Source organism: Promicromonospora sp. CA-289599 (genome assembly GCF_050936155.1).
In the GTDB taxonomy this organism is placed as follows: domain Bacteria; phylum Actinomycetota; class Actinomycetes; order Actinomycetales; family Cellulomonadaceae; genus Promicromonospora.
The window spans coordinates 4199938-4221399 of record NZ_JBNJNI010000001.1 but is presented as its reverse complement, the minus strand read 5'-3'; the positions used below and the strand labels follow the sequence as shown (position 1 = coordinate 4221399).

The window sequence follows — 21462 nt, the reverse complement described above, 5'->3', positions numbered from 1 at the left end:
TTCAGCCCCTGTCGGCTCGCCCGACGGCGATCGGTGAGGCCTCCCGCAGCAGCCGCACGTAAGGGTGCTGCGGGTCGTCGAACACGGTCGCCGCCGGGCCGGACCCGACGATGCGCCCCTCCCGCATGACGGCGATGTCGTCGCTCATGTGCAGCGCGACCCCGAGGTCGTGCGTGATGAGGAGGTAGGCCAGGTTCCGCTCGCGCTGGAGCCGGTCGAGCAGGTCGAGCACCTGCGCCTGGACGGAGACGTCGAGCGCGGAGACCGGCTCGTCGAGGATCAGCACCCGGGGGTCGGCCGCGAGCGCCCGGGCGACGGCGACGCGCTGCCGCTGGCCGCCCGAGAGGTGCAGCGGACGGCGGGTGGCCACCGCCGGATCCAGGCCCACCGTGTCGAGCAGCTCCACGATCTCCGCGCGGACCGGTCCTGGCCGGGTCGTGCGGCCGCGGGTAAGAGCGTCGGCGAGGACCTTACCGACGGTCCAGCGGGGGTCGAACGAGCTGAGGGGGTCCTGGAACACGGCGCCGACGAGCGGCCGGCGCCGACGCCGTCGGGCCTCCGGCAGGGGGATCCAGGGCTCGCCGAGCAGGGTGACCTCGCCGGCGTCGGGTCGCTCCAGCCCGAGCAGGAGCCGGGCGGTGGTTGACTTGCCCGAACCGGACTCCCCGACCAGCCCGAGGGTCCGTCCCGCATGGAGGGTGAACGAGACGTCGTCGGCGGCGACGATCTCCCGCCCGCCGACCTGGAACGTCCGCGCGAGCCCCCGTGCCTCGAGGAGGACGTCGCCGAACGTAGCCGTGGTCGCTCCAGGAGCGCCCGCACCGGCCGACAGGGGGGTGCCGCGGGGCACGCCCGCCGGGACGGCGGCCACCAGCTTGCGGGTGTACGGGTGCCGGGGGCGCTCGAAGACCTCCGCCGGGGTGCCCTCCTCGACCACCGCGCCGTCGGTCATCACGAGCACCCGGTCGGCGATGCCCAGCACCACCGACAGGTCGTGGCTGATGAGCAGCACGCCGGTGCCGTCGTCGCGCAGCTCCCCCAGGAGCCGCAGCACGCCGGCCTGGACGGGCTGGTCCAGTGCGGTGGTCGGCTCGTCGGCGATGACCAGCCGCGGCTCGCCCGCGATCCCCGCGGCGATGAGGGCGCGCTGCCGCTGGCCGCCGGAGAGCTGGCCAGGGCGTTGGCGGGCCCGCAGCTCGGCGTCGGGCAGGCCCACGCGGTCGAGGAGCTCGATGGTGCGGGCGCGGCGGGCGGCGGCGTCGAGCCCGGTGTGCAGGGCGAGCGTGTCGCCGATCTCGCGCCCGACGGGCCGCAGCGGGTCCAGGGAGACGAGCGCGTCCTGCGCGATCAGCCCGACGGTGCCGCCCCGCAGGCCGCGCAGACGCCGGCCGGACAGCGCGAGCACCTCCTGCCCCGCGACGGTGAGCTCCGTGGCGGTGACCCGGGCGCCCTCCCCCGCGAGGCCGACGACGCTGCGCGCCGTGACGCTCTTGCCCGAACCCGACTCGCCCACGATCGCCACGCACTCACCGGCCGCCACCTGGAGGCTGACGCCGTCGACGACGCGCCGTCCGGAGAACTCCACGACGAGGTCCTTGATCGACAGCACCGGATCGCTCACGCCGCGCTCCTGTTCCGCTCCTGGATGCCGCGCCCGATGACGGTGGCGGCAGCGGCGCTCGCGACGATCGCGAGGCCGGGGAAGAAGGTCATCCACCAGAAGTTCGCGATGTAGGTGCGGCCCGCGGCGAGCATCGCGCCCCACTCCGCGGCGGGCGGTACCGCACCGAGGCCGAGGTAGCTCAGCGAGGACACCCAGATGACCGCCTGCCCGAGCCCGAGGGTCGCGAGCACGAACAGCGCGGCGGTCACGTTCGGCAGGATGTGCCGGACGACGATCCAGAGCCGGCCGCGGCCCAGCACGCGGGCCGCCTCGACGAACTCGGCGGCCGCCGTCCGCCGCACCTGGGACCGGATGATCCGCGCGTAGCCGGGCGCGGTGGCCAGGCCGACGGCGATGGTGGAGCTCAGCACGCCCGGCCCCGTCACCACGATGAACAGCAGCGCGAGCAGCAGGCCGGGGAACGCGAAGAGCACCTCGACCAGCCGCGTGGTGCCGAAGTCGAGCCAGCGGGGGCCGAGACCGGCCGCGAGGCCGAGGACGGTCGCGAGGCCGATGCCGATCGCCGTCGCGAGGACGCCGATCCGCAGCGACTCCGCGGCCCCGTGGACCACCCGGGTGTAGATGTCGCGACCGGACTCGTCGGTCCCGAAGAGGTGCACGAGCGACGGCGGCTGGAAGGCCTCGGTGCGCGCGACGGCGAGCGGGTCGCCCGGGGCGAGCAGGTTCGGCCAGAGCGCCGCGACGAGCAGGAGCAGCAGGACCGCGCCCGCGATCGCCTCGGCGACCGTCGGGCGGAACGCGCTCACTCGGCCACCGCCCGTCCCCGCGGGTCGATCGCCCGGTCGGCGAGATCGGTCACCAGGGTCATCACCGTGTACGCGAGCGCCACGACGAGCACTATGCCGGTCACCAGCGTGACGTCCCGCAGCTGGACCGCCGACAGCAGGCTGCGGCCGAGACCCTGGCGGGCGAACACCGACTCCACGACGACCGCCCCGCTGATCAGCGACCCGAAGGCCCAGCCGGACAGCCCGACGGCGGGGATCGCGGCGTGCCGCAGGGTGTGCCGCCAGAAGATCCGGACCTCGCTCTCGCCGCGGGCCCGGGCCGTGGTCACGAAGGGCGACTCCATGGCGGTCAGCAGGGACTCGCGCATGACCTGCCCGAGAAACCCGGCCAGCGGGATCGCCATCGTCAGCGCGGGCAGCACGATACCGAGCGGCCCCGGCACGCTGACCGGCGGCAGTATCCCGAGGGTGAGGCTGAAGAACAGGATCAGCACCGTCGCGAGCCAGAAGTGCGGCACCGCCGCCGCGACCAGCTCGAGCCCCGACCCGATGGCCCACGCGATCCGGCCGCCCCGCACGCTCCAGGCGGCCAGCGCGCACGCGAGCACCCACGCGAGCACGAGCGAGCAGAGCGCGAGGGTGAGCGTGGCGCCGAACTGCTCCCCTATCGCCGTCGCCACCGGCTTGTGCAGGGAGTACGACTGGCCGAGGTCGCCGGTCGCGAGCCTGCCGAGGTAGGTCAGGTACTGCACGACGAGCGGCTGGTCGAGGCCGTACTCGCGGCGGACCTGCTCCAGCGCCTCCGGCCCGGCCTGCGAGCCGGGCCCGCCGAGGATCGCCTCGGCGGGGTCACCGGGGACCAGCCGGAGCGCGAAGAACGTGATGGTCGCGGCGGCCCAGAGCACGAACACGACCCCACCGGCACGCAGGAGGAGCCAGCGCCGGTTGCCCGGCACCGGCCTCCTGCGTGCCCCGGTGGTGGGGACGGGAAGCGTCAAGACGTCAGCCAGGCCTCGGTGAAGGTCGGCGTGGAGACCGTGGGCATCGCCCGCAGCCCCTGCACCGTGGTGGAGTACAGGAAGTGGTTCTGCTGGTCGTACAGCGGCAGGATGTAGTAGCCCTCGAGGATGATCCGCTGGGCCTGCTCGTACAGGCTCTTGCGGTCGTCGGGGTCGCTCGTCGCGGAGGCACGGGTGAGCAGGTCGTCGAGCGCGGGGTCGTCCACCTGGGCGAGGTTCGCGAAGTAGCCGCTGGGCGCGGGCTCGATGCTCGCCGAGTGGTACAGGATCCGGAGCACGTCCGGGCCGACCTTCGTGTACGGGGCGCTCACGAGGTCGTAGTCGTTCTCGGCGAGCGCGCCGTACCAGCTGGACAGGTCGAGCGGGTGCAGCGTCACCTCGAAGCCCACGGTCTTGGCGTCCGCCTGGATCTGCTCGAACAGGGACTGCTCGGCCGGGATCGACTGGTTGGTGCTCACCGGGAAGTCGAGGGTGAGGCGCTCGCCGTCCTTGACGCGGTAGCCGTCGGCGTCGCGCTCGGCCCAGCCCGCCTCGTCGAGCAGCGTGGCCGCGGCGTCGATGTCGACGGCGAAGAGGTCGGGCTCGCCCAGGCCGAGCGGCTCGACGCCGGACAGCGGCGAGTACGAACGCTCGGCGGTCCCGAAGAACAGGCCCTCGATGCCGTCGTCGACGTTCACAGAACGGATGAACGCCTCGCGGACCCGCTCGTCGTCGAACGGCGCCTTGCCGGAGTTGAGCTCTATCCGGTTCGAGGCGCCGGGGCGGGGTGCGTCCAGCTCCTTGATGGTGTCGCTCGTCTCGGCGGACCGGATGGTGTCCGGCTGCGCGTTGTCGATGACCTGCACCTCACCGGACTGGAGCGCTGCGTAGCGGCTCGCCGAGTCGGGGATGAACCGCCACACGATCGACTCGAGGTACGGGAGACCGGCGCCCCCGGCGTCGGCGGGCACGTCGGCGGGCGGAGAGCTGTAGCCGTCGTTCCGCACGAGGGTCACCGAGTCCTGGCGCTCCCACTCGTCGACGACGAACGGGCCGGTGCCGACCGGCGCCGCGCAGTTCTCCTCCTGGCTGCGTTCCAGGGCCCTGGGCGACTCCATGGCCACCCAGATCTGCGAGAGCGACTCGAGCAGCGCGCTGTCGGGCGTGGTCAGCTCCAGCCGGACGAGGTGGTCGTCGACGGCCACCACGTTCTCGATCTTCGCCAGGGCGAGGTAGCCGGTCGACGACGCCGTCGCCGGGTCCTGCACGTGCGCGATGTTGGCGGCCACCGCCTCGGCGTCGAACGGCGTGCCGTCGGTGAACTCGACGTCCTCGCGGAGCGTGAACTCCCAGCTCAGACCGTCGTCGCTCTCCTGCCACTCGGTGGCGAGCCACGGGATGACCTCGCCGCTCTCGTCGAGGGAGACGAGCGACTCCAGGTACTGGGTGGCGATGAGCGCCTGCGGGTAGTTGCCCCCGACGTGCGGGTCGAGGCACGAGGGCTCCGCGTCACCCGAGGCATAGGTGAGGGTCCCGCCGGAGACAGGTTCGCCGGAAGCTTCCTGCGGCGCCCCTCCCCCGGGCGAGCAGGCGGCGAGCAGGAGAGCGACCGTGGCCGTGACGACGACGACGGCACGCGGGCGGGAGAACCGACGCAAGGGCATGGCTACTTGTGCATCCTGTCTGGAAGGTGTTCCGAACGACTGCGTTCATGCTCCCAAACCGTGCGCCCGGCCGGACGTATTCCGCGCTCGGACGCCGAGTGGGGAGCGCCACACCCGGAGCCCACCGGGTGAGGTCCGACCGCGTGGGAACTCTCACCGCCGCCCCCTCGTTCTCACCCCGCACCCAGGCACTTTCCTCCCGGCGAGAGCGGCTCCCCGCATATACTCGCCAGGTTCGGACGCCCTATCACGAGGAGCACCGATGACCGAGCCGATGCCGCTTCAACCGCCTGCTCCCGCAGCCGAGACCCTCGTGCTGAGCGCGCCCGACCCGGTCCAGGCCGTCGCGACCACGCAGGCCCCCAAGATGGCCCCGAAGGTGGACCCCGCCGTCGCGCCGGCGCTCGACCAGAAGGTCGCCACCTACCTGGACGGCCTGCTCAGCGCCGACGCCAAGAGCCCCGAGTTCGCCAAGCGCGCCGACGACGTGCGCACCATGGGCGACCAGGACATCCGCCAGGCCGCGGACTCCAGCAACCGCCTGCTGGCCACGCCCGTCCGGGCCCTGAAGGAGGGCGGCCTCGCCGACGGCTCCAAGGTGGGCCAGACCCTGCTGGAGCTGCGCCGCACCGTCGAGGACCTGGACCCGTCCGAGGCCAGCGTGGGCCGCAAGATCCTCGGGATCATCCCGTTCGGCGACAAGCTGCAGGACTACTTCCGCCGCTACGAGTCCGCGCAGGGCCAGCTCAACGCCATCATCCAGGCCCTGTACAACGGCCAGGACGAGCTCCGCAAGGACAACGCCGCGCTCAACCTGGAGAAGCAGAACCTCTGGGACACGATGGCCCGGCTCAACCAGTACATCTACGTGGCCGAGCGGCTCGACGCCCAGCTCTCCGCGAAGATCGCCGAGCTCCAGATCGCCGAGCCCGAACGGGCCAAGGCACTGTCCGAGGACGTCCTGTTCTACGTGCGCCAGAAGCACCAGGACCTGCTCACCCAGCTCGCCGTCTCGATCCAGGGCTACCTCGCGATCGACATCATCATCAAGAACAACGTCGAGCTCACCAAGGGCGTCGACCGCGCCACGACGACGACGGTCTCCGCGCTGCGCACCGCCGTCATCGTCGCGCAGGCGCTCGCCAACCAGAAGCTCGTGCTCGACCAGATCGGCGCACTGAACACGACGACGTCGAACATGATCGCCTCGACCTCCAAGATGCTCGCCGACCAGTCGGCGACCATCCAGGAGCAGGCCGCGAGCTCGACCGTCGGCATCGAGCAGCTGCAGTCCGCGTTCGCGAACATCTACGCCACCATGGACTCGATCAGCGACTTCAAGGTCCGCGCGCTCGACTCGATGTCGCAGACCATCGGCGTGCTCCAGACCGAGACCACCAAGGCCTCCCAGTACGTGGAGCGGGCACGACGCACCAACACCGACGGCGTGGCGAGCGGTTCTCTCGACCTCAACACCCCGTGACGGCAGGCTCGGAGGCAGGCATGAGCTGGTGGCGGCGACTCTTCGGCGGAGGACGTGCCGAGGTCGTGGAGCAGCCCGTCACGATCCCGGCCCCGCCCACGACCGAGCAGATAGTGACGTCCGTCGACGCCGTCCTGGCCCGCACGTCCGGCAAGGCTCCGGCCGCCGTCACCGCCCGGGTCCAGCGCGTCGCCGAGACCGTGCACGAGATGGCGCCCCGCCTGGACCGGCTCGGCGCCGGCTCCCAGCAGGCGCACACGGTCGTCGCCACCGCGACGAGCTACCTGCCCGAGGCGGTCGACGCCTACCTGCGCCTCCCGCGCGACTTCGCCGACCGGCGCGTCGTGGACCGCGGCAAGACGTCGCTCATGATCCTGTGCGACCAGCTCGACCTCTTGGGCGCCACCATCGACAAGATCTCCGACGCCGTCTCCCGCGCCGACGCCGTAGCCCTGGTCGCCCACGGCCGCTTCCTCGAGGAAAAGTTCGGCACGCCGTCAACCCTGAACCTCCCGAGCACCACCCCGGGCTCGCTGCCCGCCCCCGGTACGACGTCGGGCCCGCCTCCCCTGGAAGCACCATGACCACGACGGCGCTCGCCACCGCCCTGGACGCCCTCGCCGCGACAGCAGCAGCAGCCGGCGTAAGCCGCGAAGGCGCCCGCGCCGAGGGCGAGCGCCTGGCCGCGGCGGTCGCGGAGTCGTCCCCGGCAGCCCCGGCCGACTGGCTCGCCGCGACCGGCCGTCCGACGTCGGGCAGCCTGCAGGCGTTCTTCGACGCCGCGGTGAGCGCCCGCCGCTGGCGCTCCTCCCCCACCGACCTGCTCAGCGAGCTCGCCGCGAACGGATCGGCCCACGCGGCCGCCTACAGCGAGGCGCTGGCCGCCGTCGTCGACGCCGCAGCCACCCTCGGCGACCCCAGCATCAGCGCGATAGCAGCAGCGGAAGGCACCAAGGCAGTCCACCGCAGCGCAGCCGCAGGCCGCGACCGCGCAACGCAGCCCCCGACGGCACACCCCCTGCCAACCACCCCCCACCTGGACACGAAGCCCCCCACCCAAGGCGACGGAACAGGAAAGGCCGCGGGGTCCGAGATACCGCGCCGGGATGTATTCCTTCCCGAAGTGGAGGGCCCCCTGGGGCCCGTGAACGCATCCCGGCGCGGTATCTCGGACCCCGCGGCCGCCCCAGCCGACACTCCCGAGCCCACCGAAGACCGCACCCTCGAGGAACTACTCCAAGAGCTCGACCAGCTCACCGGACTAAGCCGAGTCAAGGACGAGATCCGCCGCCAGACCGAGCTCCTCCGCATAGAACGCCTCCGCGGCGAAGCAGGCCTGAGCGCCCCTACGCTCACCCGCCACCTGGTCTTCGTCGGCAACCCAGGCACCGGCAAGACGACGGTAGGCAGGCTGGTCGCCGGGATCTACCGCGCCCTGGGCCTGCTCGACAAGGGTCACCTGGTCGAGGTCGACCGCTCCGAGCTGGTCGCCGGCTATCTGGGCCAGACCGCCGAGAAGACGACAGCGGTGGTGCAGCGCGCCCTGGGCGGCGTGCTGTTCATCGACGAGGCCTACGCCCTGGCCGAGGACCAGTACGGCCGCGAGGCCGTCGACACCCTGGTCAAGGACATGGAGGACCACCGCGACGACCTGGTCGTGATCGTGGCGGGCTACCCGGGCCCGATGGCCCGGTTCGTGGGCACCAACCCGGGCCTGGAGACCCGGTTCGCGCGCACCATCACGTTCGAGGACTACACCGCCGACGAGCTGCGCCGGATCTTCGAGGGCATGACGAGGTCGGCCGACTTCGAGCCGCGACCGGAGACGCTCGAACGCTTTGACCGCCTCGCGGCCGACCAGGCGCGCGGCGAGGGCTTCGGCAACGGGCGCTGGGCCCGCAATGTGCTTGATTCCGCGATCGCCCGGCACGCCTGGCGCCTGCGGGACGTTGAACGACCGACGCTGGACCAGCTCCGCACGCTGGTCCCGGAAGACCTGGAGGATGTCGTGGACATCGGTACAGACAACGAGGCCACCGCGTGACCGCACCGACGACGACGAATCCGGCCGCGCCCGACCCCGGTGAGGATCCCACGGAGGGCAACGGCGTCCGGCCACGTCGGCGCAGCCGCTTCTCGGCAGCGCTGATGACCACCCCGGGCCGGCTCGCGCTGGCCACGACCGTGGCCGTCGTGGCCTGCCTGATCCTGGGCGTCAGCGGGTTCCTCGCGGGAAACGGCCAGTCGGCGGCGCTGCGCGACGCGCAGCGTGACGCGGCCCAGCTCGTGGGCACGCAGGAGCTGCGCAACGACCTGGTGTCGGCCGACGCGACCGCGACCAACGCGTTCCTCGTGGGCGGGCTGGAGCCCGCCGAGGCGCGCGAGCGCTACGAGGCGAGCCTGTCCGAGGCCGCACAGGCCGTCCCGTCCCTGGCCGCCACCGCGCGGGGCGCCGGGGAGGCCGCGGACCTCGCCGCCGTGTCCGACTCGGTGCAGCGGTACGCGGGCCTCGTCGAGTCCGCGCGCGCGAACAACCGGCAGGGCTTCCCGGTCGGCGCGGCGTACCTGGACCAGGCGTCGGCGGCGCTGCGCGACGAGGTCCTGCCCACCATCGACGAGGTGGCGGTCTCGACGTCGCAGCGGGTGGACGCCGACATGAGTTCCATCTCCCTCTCCCAGGTGCTGCTCCTGCTCGTGCTGCTGGCCCTCGTGGCGCTCGGCGCCGTCCAGCTCTGGCTCGCCCGGCGCACGCACCGCGTCCTGAACACCGGGCTGGCGGCCGCGAGCGTCGCCCTCCTGGTCGGCGGCGTCGTGACGGTGGCGGCGGTGCTGGGCGGCAACGGCGTCGCCCGGTCGGTCGCCAGTGGCCCGTACGCGGCGACCGTCGCGACGTCGGAGGCGTTGTCGCTGGCCACCGACGCCAAGTCGATGGAGTCCTTCACGCTGATCAAGCGCGGCTCGGGCGCGGACTTCGAGGAGTCCTACCAGACGTCGCTCACCGACGCGAAGGCCCTCCTGGCCGAGGCCGCCGAGGCTACCGGCACCGGCTCCGACCCCCTGCCCCTCCTGGACGAGTGGGACGCCAAGCACGCCGAGATCCGCGAGCTGGACGACGGCGGCGACTGGGACGGCGCGGTCGACGCCGCGACGGCCGCCGGCGACGGCTCGGCGGGTGCGGCGTTCGCCGCGTTCTCCGACCGGGCCCACGAGGACGTCGAGGCCACCAGCAAGGAGGCCGTCGACCGGCTCGGCTCCGCGGCGACCACCGCGCAGGCAGCCGCCTGGATCGCCCTCGTGCTCGGTGTGGCAGGGGCAGTGGCCGCTGCCGCCGGGATGAACGTCCGCCTGAAGGAGTACCGATGAGCACCGTTCGCAGACCGCTGGTCGCCGCCCTCGTCGCGCTCGCCGTCGTCGGCACGACGGCGGCGTGCGCACCCGAATCGACGACACACCTGCTCACCGGCGCGGCCGGCGCGGCCGGCGCGGGTTCGGTGGCGCAGGAGTCGGCCCCGAAGGCCGCCACCGGTGGAGCGGCGTCCGGCGTCGCGACCGCCGCCGAGGACTGCTCCGACGGGCGGTCCGCCGTCGCGTCGCTGGACCCGGAGGGCGACCCCGAGGTGACGTCCGGCTCGACCATGGCCGCCATCCGGGAGCACGGTGCCCTCAAGGTGGGGGTCTCGGCCGACACCCTGCTCATGGGTTCGCGCGACCCGTTCACCGGCGACATCGAGGGCTTCGACATCGACGTGGCCCGGCAGATCGCCGACGCGATACTCGGCGACCCGGACAAGATCGAGTTCCGCGTGATCACGTCGGGCGACCGCGAGACCGTGCTGGCCGAGCACGAGGTCGACATCGTGACGCGCGCCTTCACCATCAACTGCGACCGCTGGGAGAACATCGCGTTCTCGGCGGAGTACTACCACGCGGGCCAGAAGCTCCTGGTGCCCTCGACCTCGGAGGTCGAGGGCATCGACGACCTCGAGGGGCAGCGGGTGTGCGCACCCGAGGGCACCACCACCCTGGAACGGCTCGGGGAGTGGGAGGGCGTCGAGGCGGTGCCCGCCGCCACCCACACCACGTGCCTCGTCCTGTTCCAGCAGGGTGAGGTGGACGCCATCACCGGCGACGACACCGTCCTGGCCGGCTTCGCCGCGCAGGACCCGTACGCGAAGGTCGTCGGCGACGCCGTGAGCGACGAGCCCTACGGCGTCGGCATCCCCGCCGACCAGCCGGACATGGTGCGGTTCGTCAACGGCGTGCTGGAGGACATGATCGCCGGCGGGCAGTGGGAGGAGTCCTACGACCGCTGGCTGGGCGATGCGCTCGGGCCCGCGCCCGCCGCACCGGAACCGGTCTACGGACGGACCCCGTGAGCCGGACCCAGCGTGCGCCGGCGCCACCCGGTGCCCTGGGGATCGCCGCGGAACCCACGGATCTTCTGACCTACCTGTCAGACCTGCAGGCCTGGCTCGACGCACGGCGCGCCGACCTGGACCGCCTCGACTCCGCGGCGCGCCAGTCGGGCACGGAGGGCGTCACCGCCGACGTCGTGCTGGCCCTGACCCTGTGGCAGGCGGTGCGCACGCGCACCGACGAGCTGGTCACGGTGTGGGACTCCGGCCGCGCGGACGCCGTCGCGCGCGAGCGCATGTCCCAGCTGATCTGGGGCCGCCTCGGCGGCGACCCCGCGACCTCGCTGCTCTCCCTGGTCGACGCCGCGCGCCTGTGCGACGCGCAGGCCGAGCAGCTCGCGGCCCGGCTCTCCTTCGACCCGCACGCCGCCGACGTCACCGCCCGCCTGCGCTCCCTGGCCGCCGGTCTCGTCCGGGCCGAGGACGCCGCGCTCGCCTCGGCCGACACCGAGGACGACGCGGTGGTCGCCCGCCTGCGCGACCGGCTCGCCCGCCTCCGGTCCGACGCCGCCCGCGGCGCCGACGTCACGGGGCCGCTCGCGGCGCTCGAGGACGACACAGCACGCACCGAGCGCGACCTCATCGTCGCCACGGCCCGGCGCCGGTCGCTCGCCAAGGACCGGGACCGCGCCGTCACGCTGCGCACCACCCTGGCCGACCGGGCGCCCGTGCTCAGCCAGGTCGCGGAACGCTGCCGCCGGGAGATCACCGACCCGCCGCGACTCGCGATCCCGGACGTGGCCCGGCTCGGCGACGTCCCTGAAGAACCCGACCGCCTCAAGACGTACGTCCAGCGGCTGGGCGCCGTCGAACGAGCGATGGCGCGGGTGGAGGACGCCTACACCGCGCCCCTGCGTGAGCGCGCCGAGCTGCGCTACCGCGTCAAGCAGCTGATGACAAAAGCCCAGGGCAACGGGCGGGCGGCGTCGTCCACCGTGAAGGCGGGCGAGGACGAGGCACGCGAAGCCCTGGACGCCACACCCTGCGACCTGGCCCTGGCACGGCACTTCACCGAGCAGCTCGAGACGCTAGTGCGTGATCTCCCGGAGGGACACCGATGACGACACAGGCCTGCGCCGAGCCCGGCTGCACCGGCACCATCGAGGACGGCTACTGCGACGTGTGCGGCGCGCCCGCCGGGGGCAACCCCGCGGGCGACGCGCTCGCCGAGGTCGCGGCGTCGTGGACCAGCGAGGACCCGGACGCGTCCACCGTCCGTGCCCCTGGATCTGCCCCAGGATCTGACCCGGGCTCTGACCTGGGCGCCATGTCCCAGCCGTCGACCGGCCGCACCAGCTCGTCCCGGCTCGCGTCCACGGCGCTGGGCTCGGCGCGCGTGGGAACGTCCGGCACGTACCAGACGCGCCGGGTGGGCACCGGGTCGACCCGGCTCCGCGGGCACCGCCTGGGCGCCGGCCTGACCACCGTGCCGCACACCCCCGTCGCCGATCCGCTGCAGGCAGTGATGGCCACGCCGGAGCTCGCGGAGAACAAGCGCTTCTGCCCCACGTGCGGCCAGCCGGTGGGGCGCGCCCGCGACGGAGTGCCGGGCCGCATCGCCGGGTTCTGCGGACACTGCGGCGCGCGGTACGACTTCGCGCCCGCGCTCAAGGCCGGCGACCTCCTCGCCGGCCAGTACGAGGTGGTGGGCTGCCTCGCGCACGGCGGCCTGGGCTGGATCTACCTGGCCCGCGACCGCAACGTCAGCGGCCGCTGGGTGGTGCTCAAGGGCCTGCTCAACGCGGGTGACCGCGAGGCGTACGAGGCGGCGGTCGCGGAGCGTCAGTTCCTCGCCGAGGTCGAGCACCCGCTCATCGTCGAGATCTTCAACTTCGTGCTGCACGAGGGCCTCGGCTACACGGTCATGGAGTTCGTGGGCGGCAAGTCGCTCAAGGACGTGCTCAAGGAGCGCCGCGACCAGGGTGGCGGGCAGACCCGGCCGCTGCCCGTCGACCAGGCCATCGCGTACATCCTCGAGGTGCTGCCCGCCTTCAGCTATCTGCACGACCACGAGCTGCTGTACTGCGACTTCAAGCCCGACAACATCATCGCCCAGGGCGACGGCGTCAAGCTGATCGACATGGGCGGCGTGCGCCGCATCAACGACCTGACGTCGGCGATCTACGGCACCGTCGGCTACCAGGCGCCCGAGGTGGCAGAGATCGGGCCGTCGGTGGCCTCCGACATCTTCACGCTGGGCCGCACGCTGGCGTCCCTGGTGCTCGACTTCCGCGGCAACACGACCGTGTACCAGGCGTCGTTCCCGCCGGTCTCCGAGACACCGGTCTTCCAGAAGTACGACTCGTTCTACCGCTGGCTGGCCAAGGCGTGCGCGCCGAACCCCGCCGACCGGTTCGGCGGGGTCGACGAGGCCCGCGTCCAGCTCCTCGGTGTGCTCCGCGAGGTGGTCGCCACGGACAAGGGCCCCGGGTACACGGCCACGACGTCGGCGGAGTCGCTCCTGTTCGGGGTGCCGCCGCTCGACGGCGCCGAGGGCGCGCTGTCCTGGGACGACCTGCCGCACCTGAAGGTGGACTCCAGCGACCCGATGGCGTCCTGGCTGTCCGGCGTGAACGTCACCGACCCGACGGCCCGCATGGTCGCGCTCGGCGGCGCGGCCGAGGCCACCGTCGAGGTACGGCTCGCCCTGGCCCGCGCCGCGATCGAGGCGGGCGACCTCGGCCGGCTGCACGCCACCGTGGCGCAGATCCTCGAGCACGACCCGTGGGAGTGGCGTGCGGCCTGGATGGAGGGCCTCGGTCACCTCGCGACGGGCGATGCCGCCGCGGCCCGCGCGTCGTTCAACGCCGTCTACGGGCAGGTGCCCGGCGAGCCCGCGCCCAAGCTCGCGCTCGCCACGGCCTGCGAGGTCTCCGGCGAGCCCGGCGTCGCCGAACAGCTCTACGGCACCATCGCGCGAGCCGACTCGAACTACACGGGCGCCGCCGCCTTCGGCCTCGCCCGGGTGCGGGCGGGCGGCGGGGACCTCGACGGCGCCCTGCGCGCGCTCGACCTGGTGAGCCCCAGCCGTGGGTCCTTCCCCGACTCCCGCCTGCGGCGGGCCCGGCTCCTCGTCGACGCGCGGCGCACCCTGCTCGACCTGTCCGACGCCGTCGCCGGGCTCGACGCCGCCCACGTCCCCGACCGGCCCAGGGCAGAGGTCACCGTCGATGCCCTCTCCGGCGCGCTCGACCTGGTCACGGAGGCTGGACCCGACCCGAGCGTGCACGTGGCCGGCGCCGAGGCGACCGAGCCCGCGCTGCGCGACCGCCTGGAGCTCGCCCTGCGCGCCCTCGCCCACCTCACCGACGAGCGCTCGGAGCGCGTGGAGCTCGTCGACCGGGCAAACTCCGTACGGCGGTGGACGATCCGTTGAGCGGTCGAGGCAAGGAGAACTACCCAGACATGAGTGCCGACGACAGTACCCTCGTCCGCTGTCCCAGCTGCGGAGAGAGCGCGGCACCCCGCGCCAGGTTCTGCGAGAACTGCGGCACGCAGCTGGGCAGCTCCGACGCGAGCATCCCCTCCGAGGTGACCCTCGAGATGGCACCCACCGTGGTGGACCCCGACCCGGCGACCGGCGACACCTCCGGCCGCAGGACCTGCGGCGCCTGCGGCGGCACCATCGCGCCGGACGGCTACTGCGCCGACTGCGGCACCCCCGGCCAGTCCGAGCGCGACCACTTCGAGGAACGCCCGGCCGAGTGGGTGGCCGGCGTCTGCGACCGCGGTGTGCGGCACGCCCGCAACGAGGACGCGATGGCCCTCGCCGCCAGCGGCACCTTCGCGGCCCTGGTCGTGTGCGACGGCGTGTCCAGCGCGCCCGACTCCGACGTCGCCTCCCTCGCCGCGAGCCGCGCCGCGCGCGAGGTGCTGGTGGCCTACGGCCCCGAGGGGGCGAGCTCCGTGGCGGGCGCGACCAGCCGGCGCATCGCCGGCTGGACCGACGCGATGGTCGCCGCCTCCCGGGCGGCGGGCCAGGCAGTGCGGGGTGCCGCGGAACAGCTCGCCGCGACGAAGGGGAAGAACGTGGCGGACGACCCGCCGTCGTGCACCTTCGTGGCCGCGGTGGTGGACCACGACCTGATCGTCGCGGGCTGGCTCGGCGACTCCCGCGTGTACTGGCTGCCGGACCCGGGCCGGCCGGACTCAGGTCAGCCGGAACAACTCAGCGTCGACGACTCGTGGGCCCAGGAGATGATCACGGCCGGTGTGCCGCGCGCACAGGCCGAGACGTCGCCCCAGGCACACGCGATCACGCGGTGGCTCGGGCCCGACGCCCCGGACACGGACGCCCGCTGCGCCGCGACCGTCCCGTCCGGGCCGGGCTGGCTGCTCGTCTGCTCCGACGGGCTCTGGAACTACTGCTCCGACGCGCACGAGATGAGTGACCTCGTGCGCCGGTTCGCCACCTCCGGCGACCCGCACACCACGGCCGCGGCGCTCGTACGCTGGGCCAACGCGCAGGGCGGGCGGGACAACATCACCGCGGCACTCGCCCGCGTCTCCCCCACTGTCACCGAGCAGCGATAGCCTGCCGTTACCCGAGAGGAGCCACCGTGGCCGAGTTCTCCGCCGAGGTCTTCCAGAACGAGTTCCTGTCCGACGGCGCCACCGACGTGCACGCGGTCGTGTCCGTGACGTGCACGGGCGCGGGCGGCGGCGGTGCCGGGGTGAGCGCCGGCGGTCCGGGCGGCGTCGCCGAGATCGTCGCCGTCGACACCTCCGGGTCCATGCAGGGCCGCAACATGGAGGCCGCCAAGTACGCGGCAGCGGTGGCCGTGGACCAGATTCCCGACGGCACCCTGTTCGCCATCATCGGCGGCTCCCACGTGGCGACCCGGATCTTCCCCTACCCCAACGCGCGCGTGCCCATGGTGGCCATGGAGCCGGGCGCCCGCAACGAGGCCAAGCGCGCCATCTCGACCATGTCCGCGAGCGGCGGCACGGCGATCTCCTCGTGGCTGCGCCTCGCCGACGACCTCTTCGCCACCGTCCCGGCAGCCCAGAAGCACCTGATCCTGCTGACCGACGGCAAGAACGAGTCCGAGCCGACCATGCACCTCGACCGGATGATCGCCGACGTCACCGGGCACTTCCAGTGCGACGCCCGTGGAGTCGGCGACCGTTGGGTGGTGGAGGAGCTGCGCAAGATCTCGACGGCGCTGCTCGGGACCGTCGACCTCATCGCCCGGCCGGAGGACATCGCCGAGGACTTCTCCGCCCTTGTGCGCAAGTCGATGGCCCGTGGCGTCGCCGCCGTGGACCTGCGGGTGTGGGCGCCCCAGGGTTCGGAGGTCCTGTTCGTCAAGCAGGTAGCGCCGGAGGTGGACGACCTCACCGGCCGCCGCACCCAGGTGAACGCCCTGACCAGCGCATACCCCACCGGCGCGTGGGCCGACGAGACCCGCGAGTACCACGTGGCGGTCCGTGTGCCGGCGAAGCCCGTGGGCTCCGAACAGCTCGCGGCGCGCGTCCAGGTCGCCGTCGGTGACGAGGTGACGGCGTCGGGCCTGGTCAAGGCCAAGTGGTCGGACGACTCCGCGCTCACCGCCCGGATCAGCCCCGAGGTGGCGCACTACACGGGCCAGGCGGAGCTCGCGTCGGCCATCCAGGAGGGCCTGGCCGCGAAGGCCGCCGGCGACGAGGCGACCGCGACCGTGAAGCTCGGCCGCGCCGTCCAGCTCGCCGCCGAGACGGGCAACGACGACGCGACCTCGCGCCTGCGGAAGATCGTGGAGGTGGACGACGAGGAGGCGGGCACCGTGCGGCTCAAGCGGAACACCGCCAAGCTGGACGAGATGGCACTCGACACCGCCTCCACGAAGACGACCCGGGTACGGCGCGCATGACGGTCGTCTGCCCGGAGGGCCACACCAGCCGGTCCGCGGACTACTGCGACGTGTGCGGTACGCCGATCCCGGCGGGGTCCTCGGCGGCCGAGCCCGCCGAGACCGGGCCGGTAGAGACCTCGTCCGCCGAGTCCCCGGCCGCCGGCCCCGTGACCTGCCCCAACTGCGGTGACCTGTCTCCCTCCGGCTCGCTGTTCTGCGAGAACTGCGGGTACGACTTCACCACCGGCACGACGGCTCCGCCACCGCCCCCGACGTCCGCCCTGGACCTGAGCGGCCTGGGTGCGCCGCAGCAGCCGAGCCCACCGGAGCCTGCGTCCCCTCCGCCGGGCCCGCAGCCACCGAGCCCGCCCCTGGACCCGCCGTCGCAGGGCGCACCGCCACCGTCGGCCGGCGCACCCGCGCCGTCACCCCACGGAGGGCTCAGCGCGCCGCCCGTGCCGGGCGACGACACCTGGGTCGCGGAGATCTGGGTCGATCCCGACTGGTACGCGCACGAGCGGCCCGAGGACCCGATGCCGTCGGCGGGCCTGCCCGGCCTGGTCACGCTGCGGCAGCGCAGCCTGCTCGTGGGGCGGCCGTCGCAGTCCCGCGGGATCCGGCCCGACGTCGACTGCGGCAGCGACCCGGGAGTGTCCCGGCGGCACTGCCAGCTGACCACGGACGGGATGCGCTGGTGGGTGGAGGACCTGGGGTCGTCGAACGGGACGTTCGTCGCCGCCACGGGCGACCCCCTGCCCGACGTCCCGCTGACGCAGGGCGTCCGCCGGGAGATCGAGGAGAGCGACCGGGTCTACATCGGCGCCTGGACGCGGCTGGTCATCCGGAAGGCGCTCCCGGGCGAGGCCTAGCCAGAGCTGTCAGACGCTGAGGTCACCGGGGTGACCTCAGCGTCTGACACGTCCAAGGTAGTCGCGTCGCGCAGGCGCAGCGCTGCCAGGCCTGCTCCAACCACGACGACGACGTTGACCAGCACCAGCAGGCGGTAGTCGACGAACGCGAGCAGGCCCGCCCCGAGGGCCGTCACGACGGTGCCCGGCAGGTTGTTGACCAGGTTGCCCGCGGCCGCGACCCGACCCTGGAGCCGCTCGGGCGTACGGACCTGGCGCTCGGTGATCCATGCGATGACCGCCGCCGTGACGCCGAACCCGAGCAGGGCCTGGCCCGCGACCGCGGGGATCACCCAGCTGAACATGAGGGGCACCAGGGACACCCCGGCGGCGGTGATCCCCAGGGCGTACACGCGTGGTCGCCCGAACCGGATCATGAGCCGCGGGGTGACCGCCCCCGCGACGAACCCGGCAACGCCCTGCAGCACGGTGAGCGGTCCGAGCCAGGCGGCGGACAGCCCCAGGCCGCCGAGCACCGCGAAGACCACGGCGTTCACCAGACCGACCGACGCGAAGACAATCACCGCGTTCCAGGTCATGCCGCCAAGGGGCTGCGTGCCGAACAGGTGCCGGAACCCCGCGGCGACGGCCACGAGGTACGACTCCTCGTCGCCGTCCTCGGTCCGCGACTCACCGATCCGGACCAGGCAGAAGACCACCGCGGCCCCCAGGAAGCCGGCGATCGCCACCGCGACCAGCGGTACCACGCCCACCAGCGCGTACACGGCGGCGCCGAGCACCGGCAGCGCGATGCGGAACACCTGGTCGATCATCGTGAGGCGCCCGTTCGCGTGGCCGAGGGCCTCGTCGGGCAGCAGGTCCTTGAGGATGCCCGACTGGCAGGCTCCCGTCACGTACGCCACCGCCGAGTACACGAGCGTCGACGCGAAGATCACCCAGACCTGGTCCGGTTCGCGCACCCAGAACAGCGGGACGAGCCCGAGCGCACCCACGACGTAGGCGACCACCAGCATGCGCCGCCTGGACACCCGGTCGGCGAGGTGCCCGAGGAACGGGGACGCCAGCGCGGGCAGGCCCAGCAGCGCGAACGTGAGGCCGCCCAGGGCGGCGCTGCCGGACAGGTCGGCCACCCAGACGGCCATGAGCAGCGTCAGGAGCGAGTCCGCGACGTTCGCGAGCGTCCAGCCCACCAGGAGCGTGCGGAAGACCGGTGTGCGCAGGTGCCTGGCCGGGTCGTCGGGGACCAGCTGCTCGACGGCGGCCGGTTCGTCAGGTGCGGTGTCGGTCACGAGTCCTCCTCAGTGTCTTCGGCAGGGCCTTCGGCAGGGCCTTCGGCAGGATCCGGTATCTCTGACCAGACGGCGCCGAAGAGGTGGGCCTGCCGCGCGCCCGGCGGGCGGGCGTCCGGGTTCGCCATCCGTCCGCGGAACGGCTCGGTGAGCTCCTCCATCCGGCGGGAGAGGTCGTCGAGCTCGTCACGGGTGACCCAGAACTCCTGGTGCGTCTGGGTGGTGGCGTACAGCCAGGCCGGGTCGTCCCGGTCGGCGTCGGTGAGCCAGCGCTGCAGCTGCGCGAACCTCTCGGCGATGAACACGCTGCCGAACGCCTTCGCGGCGGGCCACGACTCCGGGTCGGCGAGGTCGGGGCGAACGCTGAACCCGCGGCCGACGGCGCGCCACGGGCGCTCCTTGCCGTGTGTCTCCGCCCGCTCGACCCGGCCGTACTTCTCGAGCTGGCGCAGGTGGAAGGAACAGCTCGCGACCGACTCGCCGGTGCGCTCGGCACACTGCGTCGCGGTGAGCTCGATGCCCGGGCCGAAGAGGTCGAGCAGCCGGAGCCGCAGCGGGTGGGTCATCGCCTTGATCGCGTCGGTCTGCGAGATGACGACGTCATCGGGCGACGTCGGGCGCGTGAAGCCCGGGATCTCGGGCCGCTTCGGGTCGGGCATGCGGGGAGCATAGAACGCTAAAGACATCTTGCGCAAGGAATCTTTAGCGACTCCTCCCGTACCCCGGAACCGCCCCGCCGAAGCTCGCCACAAAAAGCCGTGCGCCGACCGGGTGCCACCTGGGAGGCTCAAGGCACACCGCGGTGACGTCCGTCCGGTCCCATACCGGGCGGTGGAAAGGGTCCGGCCAGACCCATGTCGGGAGACCGGCACATCCAGCGTCACGAAAGGCACTCACGTGCATACCGAGTACGACCTGGCGCTCATCCTTCACCGGGACCGCCTCCGCGACGCCGACGAGAATCGGCGTTCACGAACGCTCCGTCTGGAGCAGAAGCGACGCAAGGCCGAGGCCCGCGCCGCACGCAGCACCAACAGCCGCGCACGGGTTCCCGCCCTGCGCGTGCGGTCGGCATGACCCCCGTGGCGCCGGCCGGGTTCCACCCCGCACCCGGCGCCCCTCCACACCCCGAAGCAGAGCGCGTGCACGGCACCCGCTCTGCTTCGGCGTTGCACGACCGCTGATCGCTCCCGTCGCGACCCTCCACGCGCCTGTGCAGCGCCCTGACCTGCGGAAGGGTGCTGCACGTCACCCCCGTCCGGCTTGCGCGGCATTTCCGTGATGAGGGATGATGTAACACGACGGAAACACTGCGAGGCGCCGAGCCGCGACCCGGCCGGTACGCCCCACCGCACCGTCGACCTCTCCCCACCCCTGGAAGGACCGGACTCATGCATGCCCAGACCGCGTACTACATCGGCCGCGCACAGGTCGCCGAGATCGCCCGCCGCGCGGAGGTCTCCGGAGCCCAGGAGCGCGCGCTCCGCGAGCGTCCCGAGCGTCGCACCGCCAAGCGCACCAAGCGATTCCGCCTGATCTGACCGGTTCCGGCGCTCGGGCGCCGTCGCCGAACATTCCGGCCCTTCCTCGGACGACCACTCGGTCGGCCTGCGGGAGGGCCTTCTGTTTGCCCGGACTGTCCCCCTTGAGCGCACACCGCGTAACTCCGCCGCTCCGGACGCAATAGGCTGAGCGGCGTGAGCCTTCCCAACCCCAACGAGCGCATCGTCTGGATCGACTGCGAGATGACCGGCCTGGACCTGCGTGCTGACGCGCTCGTCGAGGTCGCCGCGATCGTCACCGACTCCGACCTCAACGTCCTGGGCACCGGTGTCGATGTCCTCGTCAAGCCTCCGGCCGAGGCACTGGCGCAGATGAACGACTTCGTGCGCACCATGCACACCACGTCCGGCCTGCTCGACGAGCTGGACGAGGGGTTGACCCTCGAGGAGGCGCAGGCGCAGATCCTGGCCTACGTCCGCGAGTGGGTACCGGAGCCACGCAAGGCGCCGCTGGCCGGCAACTCGGTCGGCACGGACAAGACCTTCCTCGACCTGCACATGCCTGAGCTCGTGGAGCACCTGCACTACCGGATCGTCGACGTGTCGTCGATCAAGGAGCTGGCCCGCCGCTGGTACCCGCGCGTCTACTTCGCGTCACCGAAGAAGGACGGCGGGCACCGTGCGCTCGCCGACATCCTCGAGTCGATCGACGAGCTGCGCTACTACCGCGAGGTCCTGTTCCCCGCCCACCCGGGCCCTGACACGGCGACCGCGCGCGCCGCGGCACAGCGCATCGCCGAGACGTCCGTCACGAAGCCGCTCGCGCGATAGTTTTCAGTTCGGTCCAGGGCTGCCGACCATGTATGCTTTTCGACGGTCGCCGGTCCAGGATCGGCGGGCATGGTGGGCGTAGCTCAGCTGGTAGAGCATCGCGTTGTGGTCGCGAGGGCCGCGGGTTCAAGTCCCGTCGCTCACCCCAGGACGAACGAGGTTCGA

19 protein-coding genes and 1 tRNA gene are annotated in these 21462 nt (G+C 72.8%); 14 read left to right on the top strand and 6 right to left on the bottom strand.

What is annotated here, in order from left to right:
* Position 1 precedes the first annotated feature (1 nt).
* From ACQEVI_RS18775 to ACQEVI_RS18760, 4 genes are read right to left on the bottom strand one after another with little or no spacing between them, the layout of a single operon-like run.
* On the bottom strand, positions 2 to 1621 hold the full coding sequence (locus ACQEVI_RS18775; protein ID WP_432901542.1) for a dipeptide ABC transporter ATP-binding protein: 1620 nt from the start codon (positions 1619 to 1621) through the stop codon (positions 2 to 4).
* On the bottom strand, positions 1618 to 2430 hold the full coding sequence (locus tag ACQEVI_RS18770; RefSeq protein ID WP_432901540.1) for an ABC transporter permease: 813 nt from the start codon (positions 2428 to 2430) through the stop codon (positions 1618 to 1620). The genes ACQEVI_RS18775 and ACQEVI_RS18770 overlap by 4 nt, the downstream gene beginning before the upstream one ends.
* A complete protein-coding gene (locus tag ACQEVI_RS18765) occupies positions 2427 to 3410 on the bottom strand; it encodes an ABC transporter permease (RefSeq protein WP_432901538.1) in 984 nt (327 codons plus the stop codon). Before ACQEVI_RS18765 ends, ACQEVI_RS18770 begins: the two co-directional genes overlap by 4 nt.
* Complete coding sequence (locus tag ACQEVI_RS18760) at positions 3407 to 5074, bottom strand: ABC transporter substrate-binding protein (RefSeq protein WP_432901536.1); 1668 nt, start codon at positions 5072 to 5074, stop codon at positions 3407 to 3409. Before ACQEVI_RS18760 ends, ACQEVI_RS18765 begins: the two co-directional genes overlap by 4 nt.
* A 262-nt stretch (positions 5075 to 5336) precedes the next feature.
* Here ACQEVI_RS18760 and ACQEVI_RS18755 point away from each other — a divergent pair, with 262 nt between their 5' ends.
* From ACQEVI_RS18755 to ACQEVI_RS18710, 10 genes are read left to right on the top strand one after another with little or no spacing between them, the layout of a single operon-like run.
* Entirely contained in the window at positions 5337 to 6557 is a 1221-nt protein-coding gene (locus tag ACQEVI_RS18755) for a toxic anion resistance protein (RefSeq protein WP_432901534.1), read from the top strand.
* A 20-nt stretch (positions 6558 to 6577) separates the two neighbouring features.
* Positions 6578 to 7141: a hypothetical protein gene (locus ACQEVI_RS18750; RefSeq protein ID WP_432901532.1), complete on the top strand. Its 564-nt coding sequence runs from the start codon at positions 6578 to 6580 to the stop codon at positions 7139 to 7141.
* The gene (locus ACQEVI_RS18745; protein ID WP_432901530.1) at positions 7138 to 8601 is read left to right on the top strand and encodes an AAA family ATPase; all 1464 of its coding nucleotides are present in this window, start codon (positions 7138 to 7140) and stop codon (positions 8599 to 8601) included. Before ACQEVI_RS18750 ends, ACQEVI_RS18745 begins: the two co-directional genes overlap by 4 nt.
* Entirely contained in the window at positions 8598 to 9920 is a 1323-nt protein-coding gene (locus tag ACQEVI_RS18740) for a hypothetical protein (RefSeq protein ID WP_432901528.1), read from the top strand. Before ACQEVI_RS18745 ends, ACQEVI_RS18740 begins: the two co-directional genes overlap by 4 nt.
* Entirely contained in the window at positions 9917 to 10933 is a 1017-nt protein-coding gene (locus ACQEVI_RS18735; RefSeq protein ID WP_432901526.1) for a glutamate ABC transporter substrate-binding protein, read from the top strand. The genes ACQEVI_RS18740 and ACQEVI_RS18735 overlap by 4 nt, the downstream gene beginning before the upstream one ends.
* Positions 10930 to 12033 (top strand): hypothetical protein, encoded by a 1104-nt coding sequence (locus ACQEVI_RS18730; protein WP_432901524.1) that lies wholly within the window; start codon positions 10930 to 10932, stop codon positions 12031 to 12033. The genes ACQEVI_RS18735 and ACQEVI_RS18730 overlap by 4 nt, the downstream gene beginning before the upstream one ends.
* Positions 12030 to 14348: a tetratricopeptide repeat protein gene (locus ACQEVI_RS18725; protein ID WP_432901522.1), complete on the top strand. Its 2319-nt coding sequence runs from the start codon at positions 12030 to 12032 to the stop codon at positions 14346 to 14348. The genes ACQEVI_RS18730 and ACQEVI_RS18725 overlap by 4 nt, the downstream gene beginning before the upstream one ends.
* Before the next feature lie 29 nt (positions 14349 to 14377).
* Complete coding sequence (locus tag ACQEVI_RS18720; protein ID WP_432901520.1) at positions 14378 to 15505, top strand: protein phosphatase 2C domain-containing protein; 1128 nt, start codon at positions 14378 to 14380, stop codon at positions 15503 to 15505.
* 26 nt (positions 15506 to 15531) lie between these two features.
* Complete coding sequence (locus ACQEVI_RS18715) at positions 15532 to 16824, top strand: VWA domain-containing protein (protein WP_432901518.1); 1293 nt, start codon at positions 15532 to 15534, stop codon at positions 16822 to 16824.
* Positions 16821 to 17675 (top strand): FHA domain-containing protein, encoded by an 855-nt coding sequence (locus ACQEVI_RS18710; RefSeq protein ID WP_432901516.1) that lies wholly within the window; start codon positions 16821 to 16823, stop codon positions 17673 to 17675. The genes ACQEVI_RS18715 and ACQEVI_RS18710 overlap by 4 nt, the downstream gene beginning before the upstream one ends.
* On the opposite strand, the gene ACQEVI_RS18705 is transcribed toward ACQEVI_RS18710, so the two are convergent.
* Both ACQEVI_RS18705 and ACQEVI_RS18700 read right to left on the bottom strand, forming a co-directional pair.
* The gene (locus ACQEVI_RS18705; protein WP_432901514.1) at positions 17672 to 18964 is read right to left on the bottom strand and encodes an MFS transporter; all 1293 of its coding nucleotides are present in this window, start codon (positions 18962 to 18964) and stop codon (positions 17672 to 17674) included. The genes ACQEVI_RS18710 and ACQEVI_RS18705 overlap by 4 nt on opposite strands.
* Positions 18961 to 19623, bottom strand: coding sequence for an ArsR/SmtB family transcription factor (locus ACQEVI_RS18700; RefSeq protein WP_432901512.1), 663 nt, complete (start codon positions 19621 to 19623; stop codon positions 18961 to 18963). The genes ACQEVI_RS18705 and ACQEVI_RS18700 overlap by 4 nt, the downstream gene beginning before the upstream one ends.
* A 238-nt stretch (positions 19624 to 19861) precedes the next feature.
* On the opposite strand from ACQEVI_RS18700, the gene ACQEVI_RS18695 reads away from it, so the two are divergent.
* The 4 genes from ACQEVI_RS18695 (at position 19862) to ACQEVI_RS18680 (ending at position 21445) form a co-directional block, all read left to right on the top strand.
* The gene (locus ACQEVI_RS18695) at positions 19862 to 20041 is read left to right on the top strand and encodes a hypothetical protein (protein ID WP_432901510.1); all 180 of its coding nucleotides are present in this window, start codon (positions 19862 to 19864) and stop codon (positions 20039 to 20041) included.
* A gap of 314 nt (positions 20042 to 20355) precedes the next feature.
* Positions 20356 to 20505: a hypothetical protein gene (locus ACQEVI_RS18690; RefSeq protein ID WP_432901508.1), complete on the top strand. Its 150-nt coding sequence runs from the start codon at positions 20356 to 20358 to the stop codon at positions 20503 to 20505.
* Between the two features lie 156 nt (positions 20506 to 20661).
* Positions 20662 to 21297 carry an oligoribonuclease gene (gene orn / locus ACQEVI_RS18685; protein ID WP_432901506.1) on the top strand — a complete coding sequence of 212 codons (636 nt, stop codon included), beginning with the start codon at positions 20662 to 20664 and terminating at the stop codon, positions 21295 to 21297.
* 72 nt (positions 21298 to 21369) lie between these two features.
* Positions 21370 to 21445 (top strand) — tRNA-His (locus tag ACQEVI_RS18680).
* Positions 21446 to 21462: the final 17 nt, after the last annotated feature.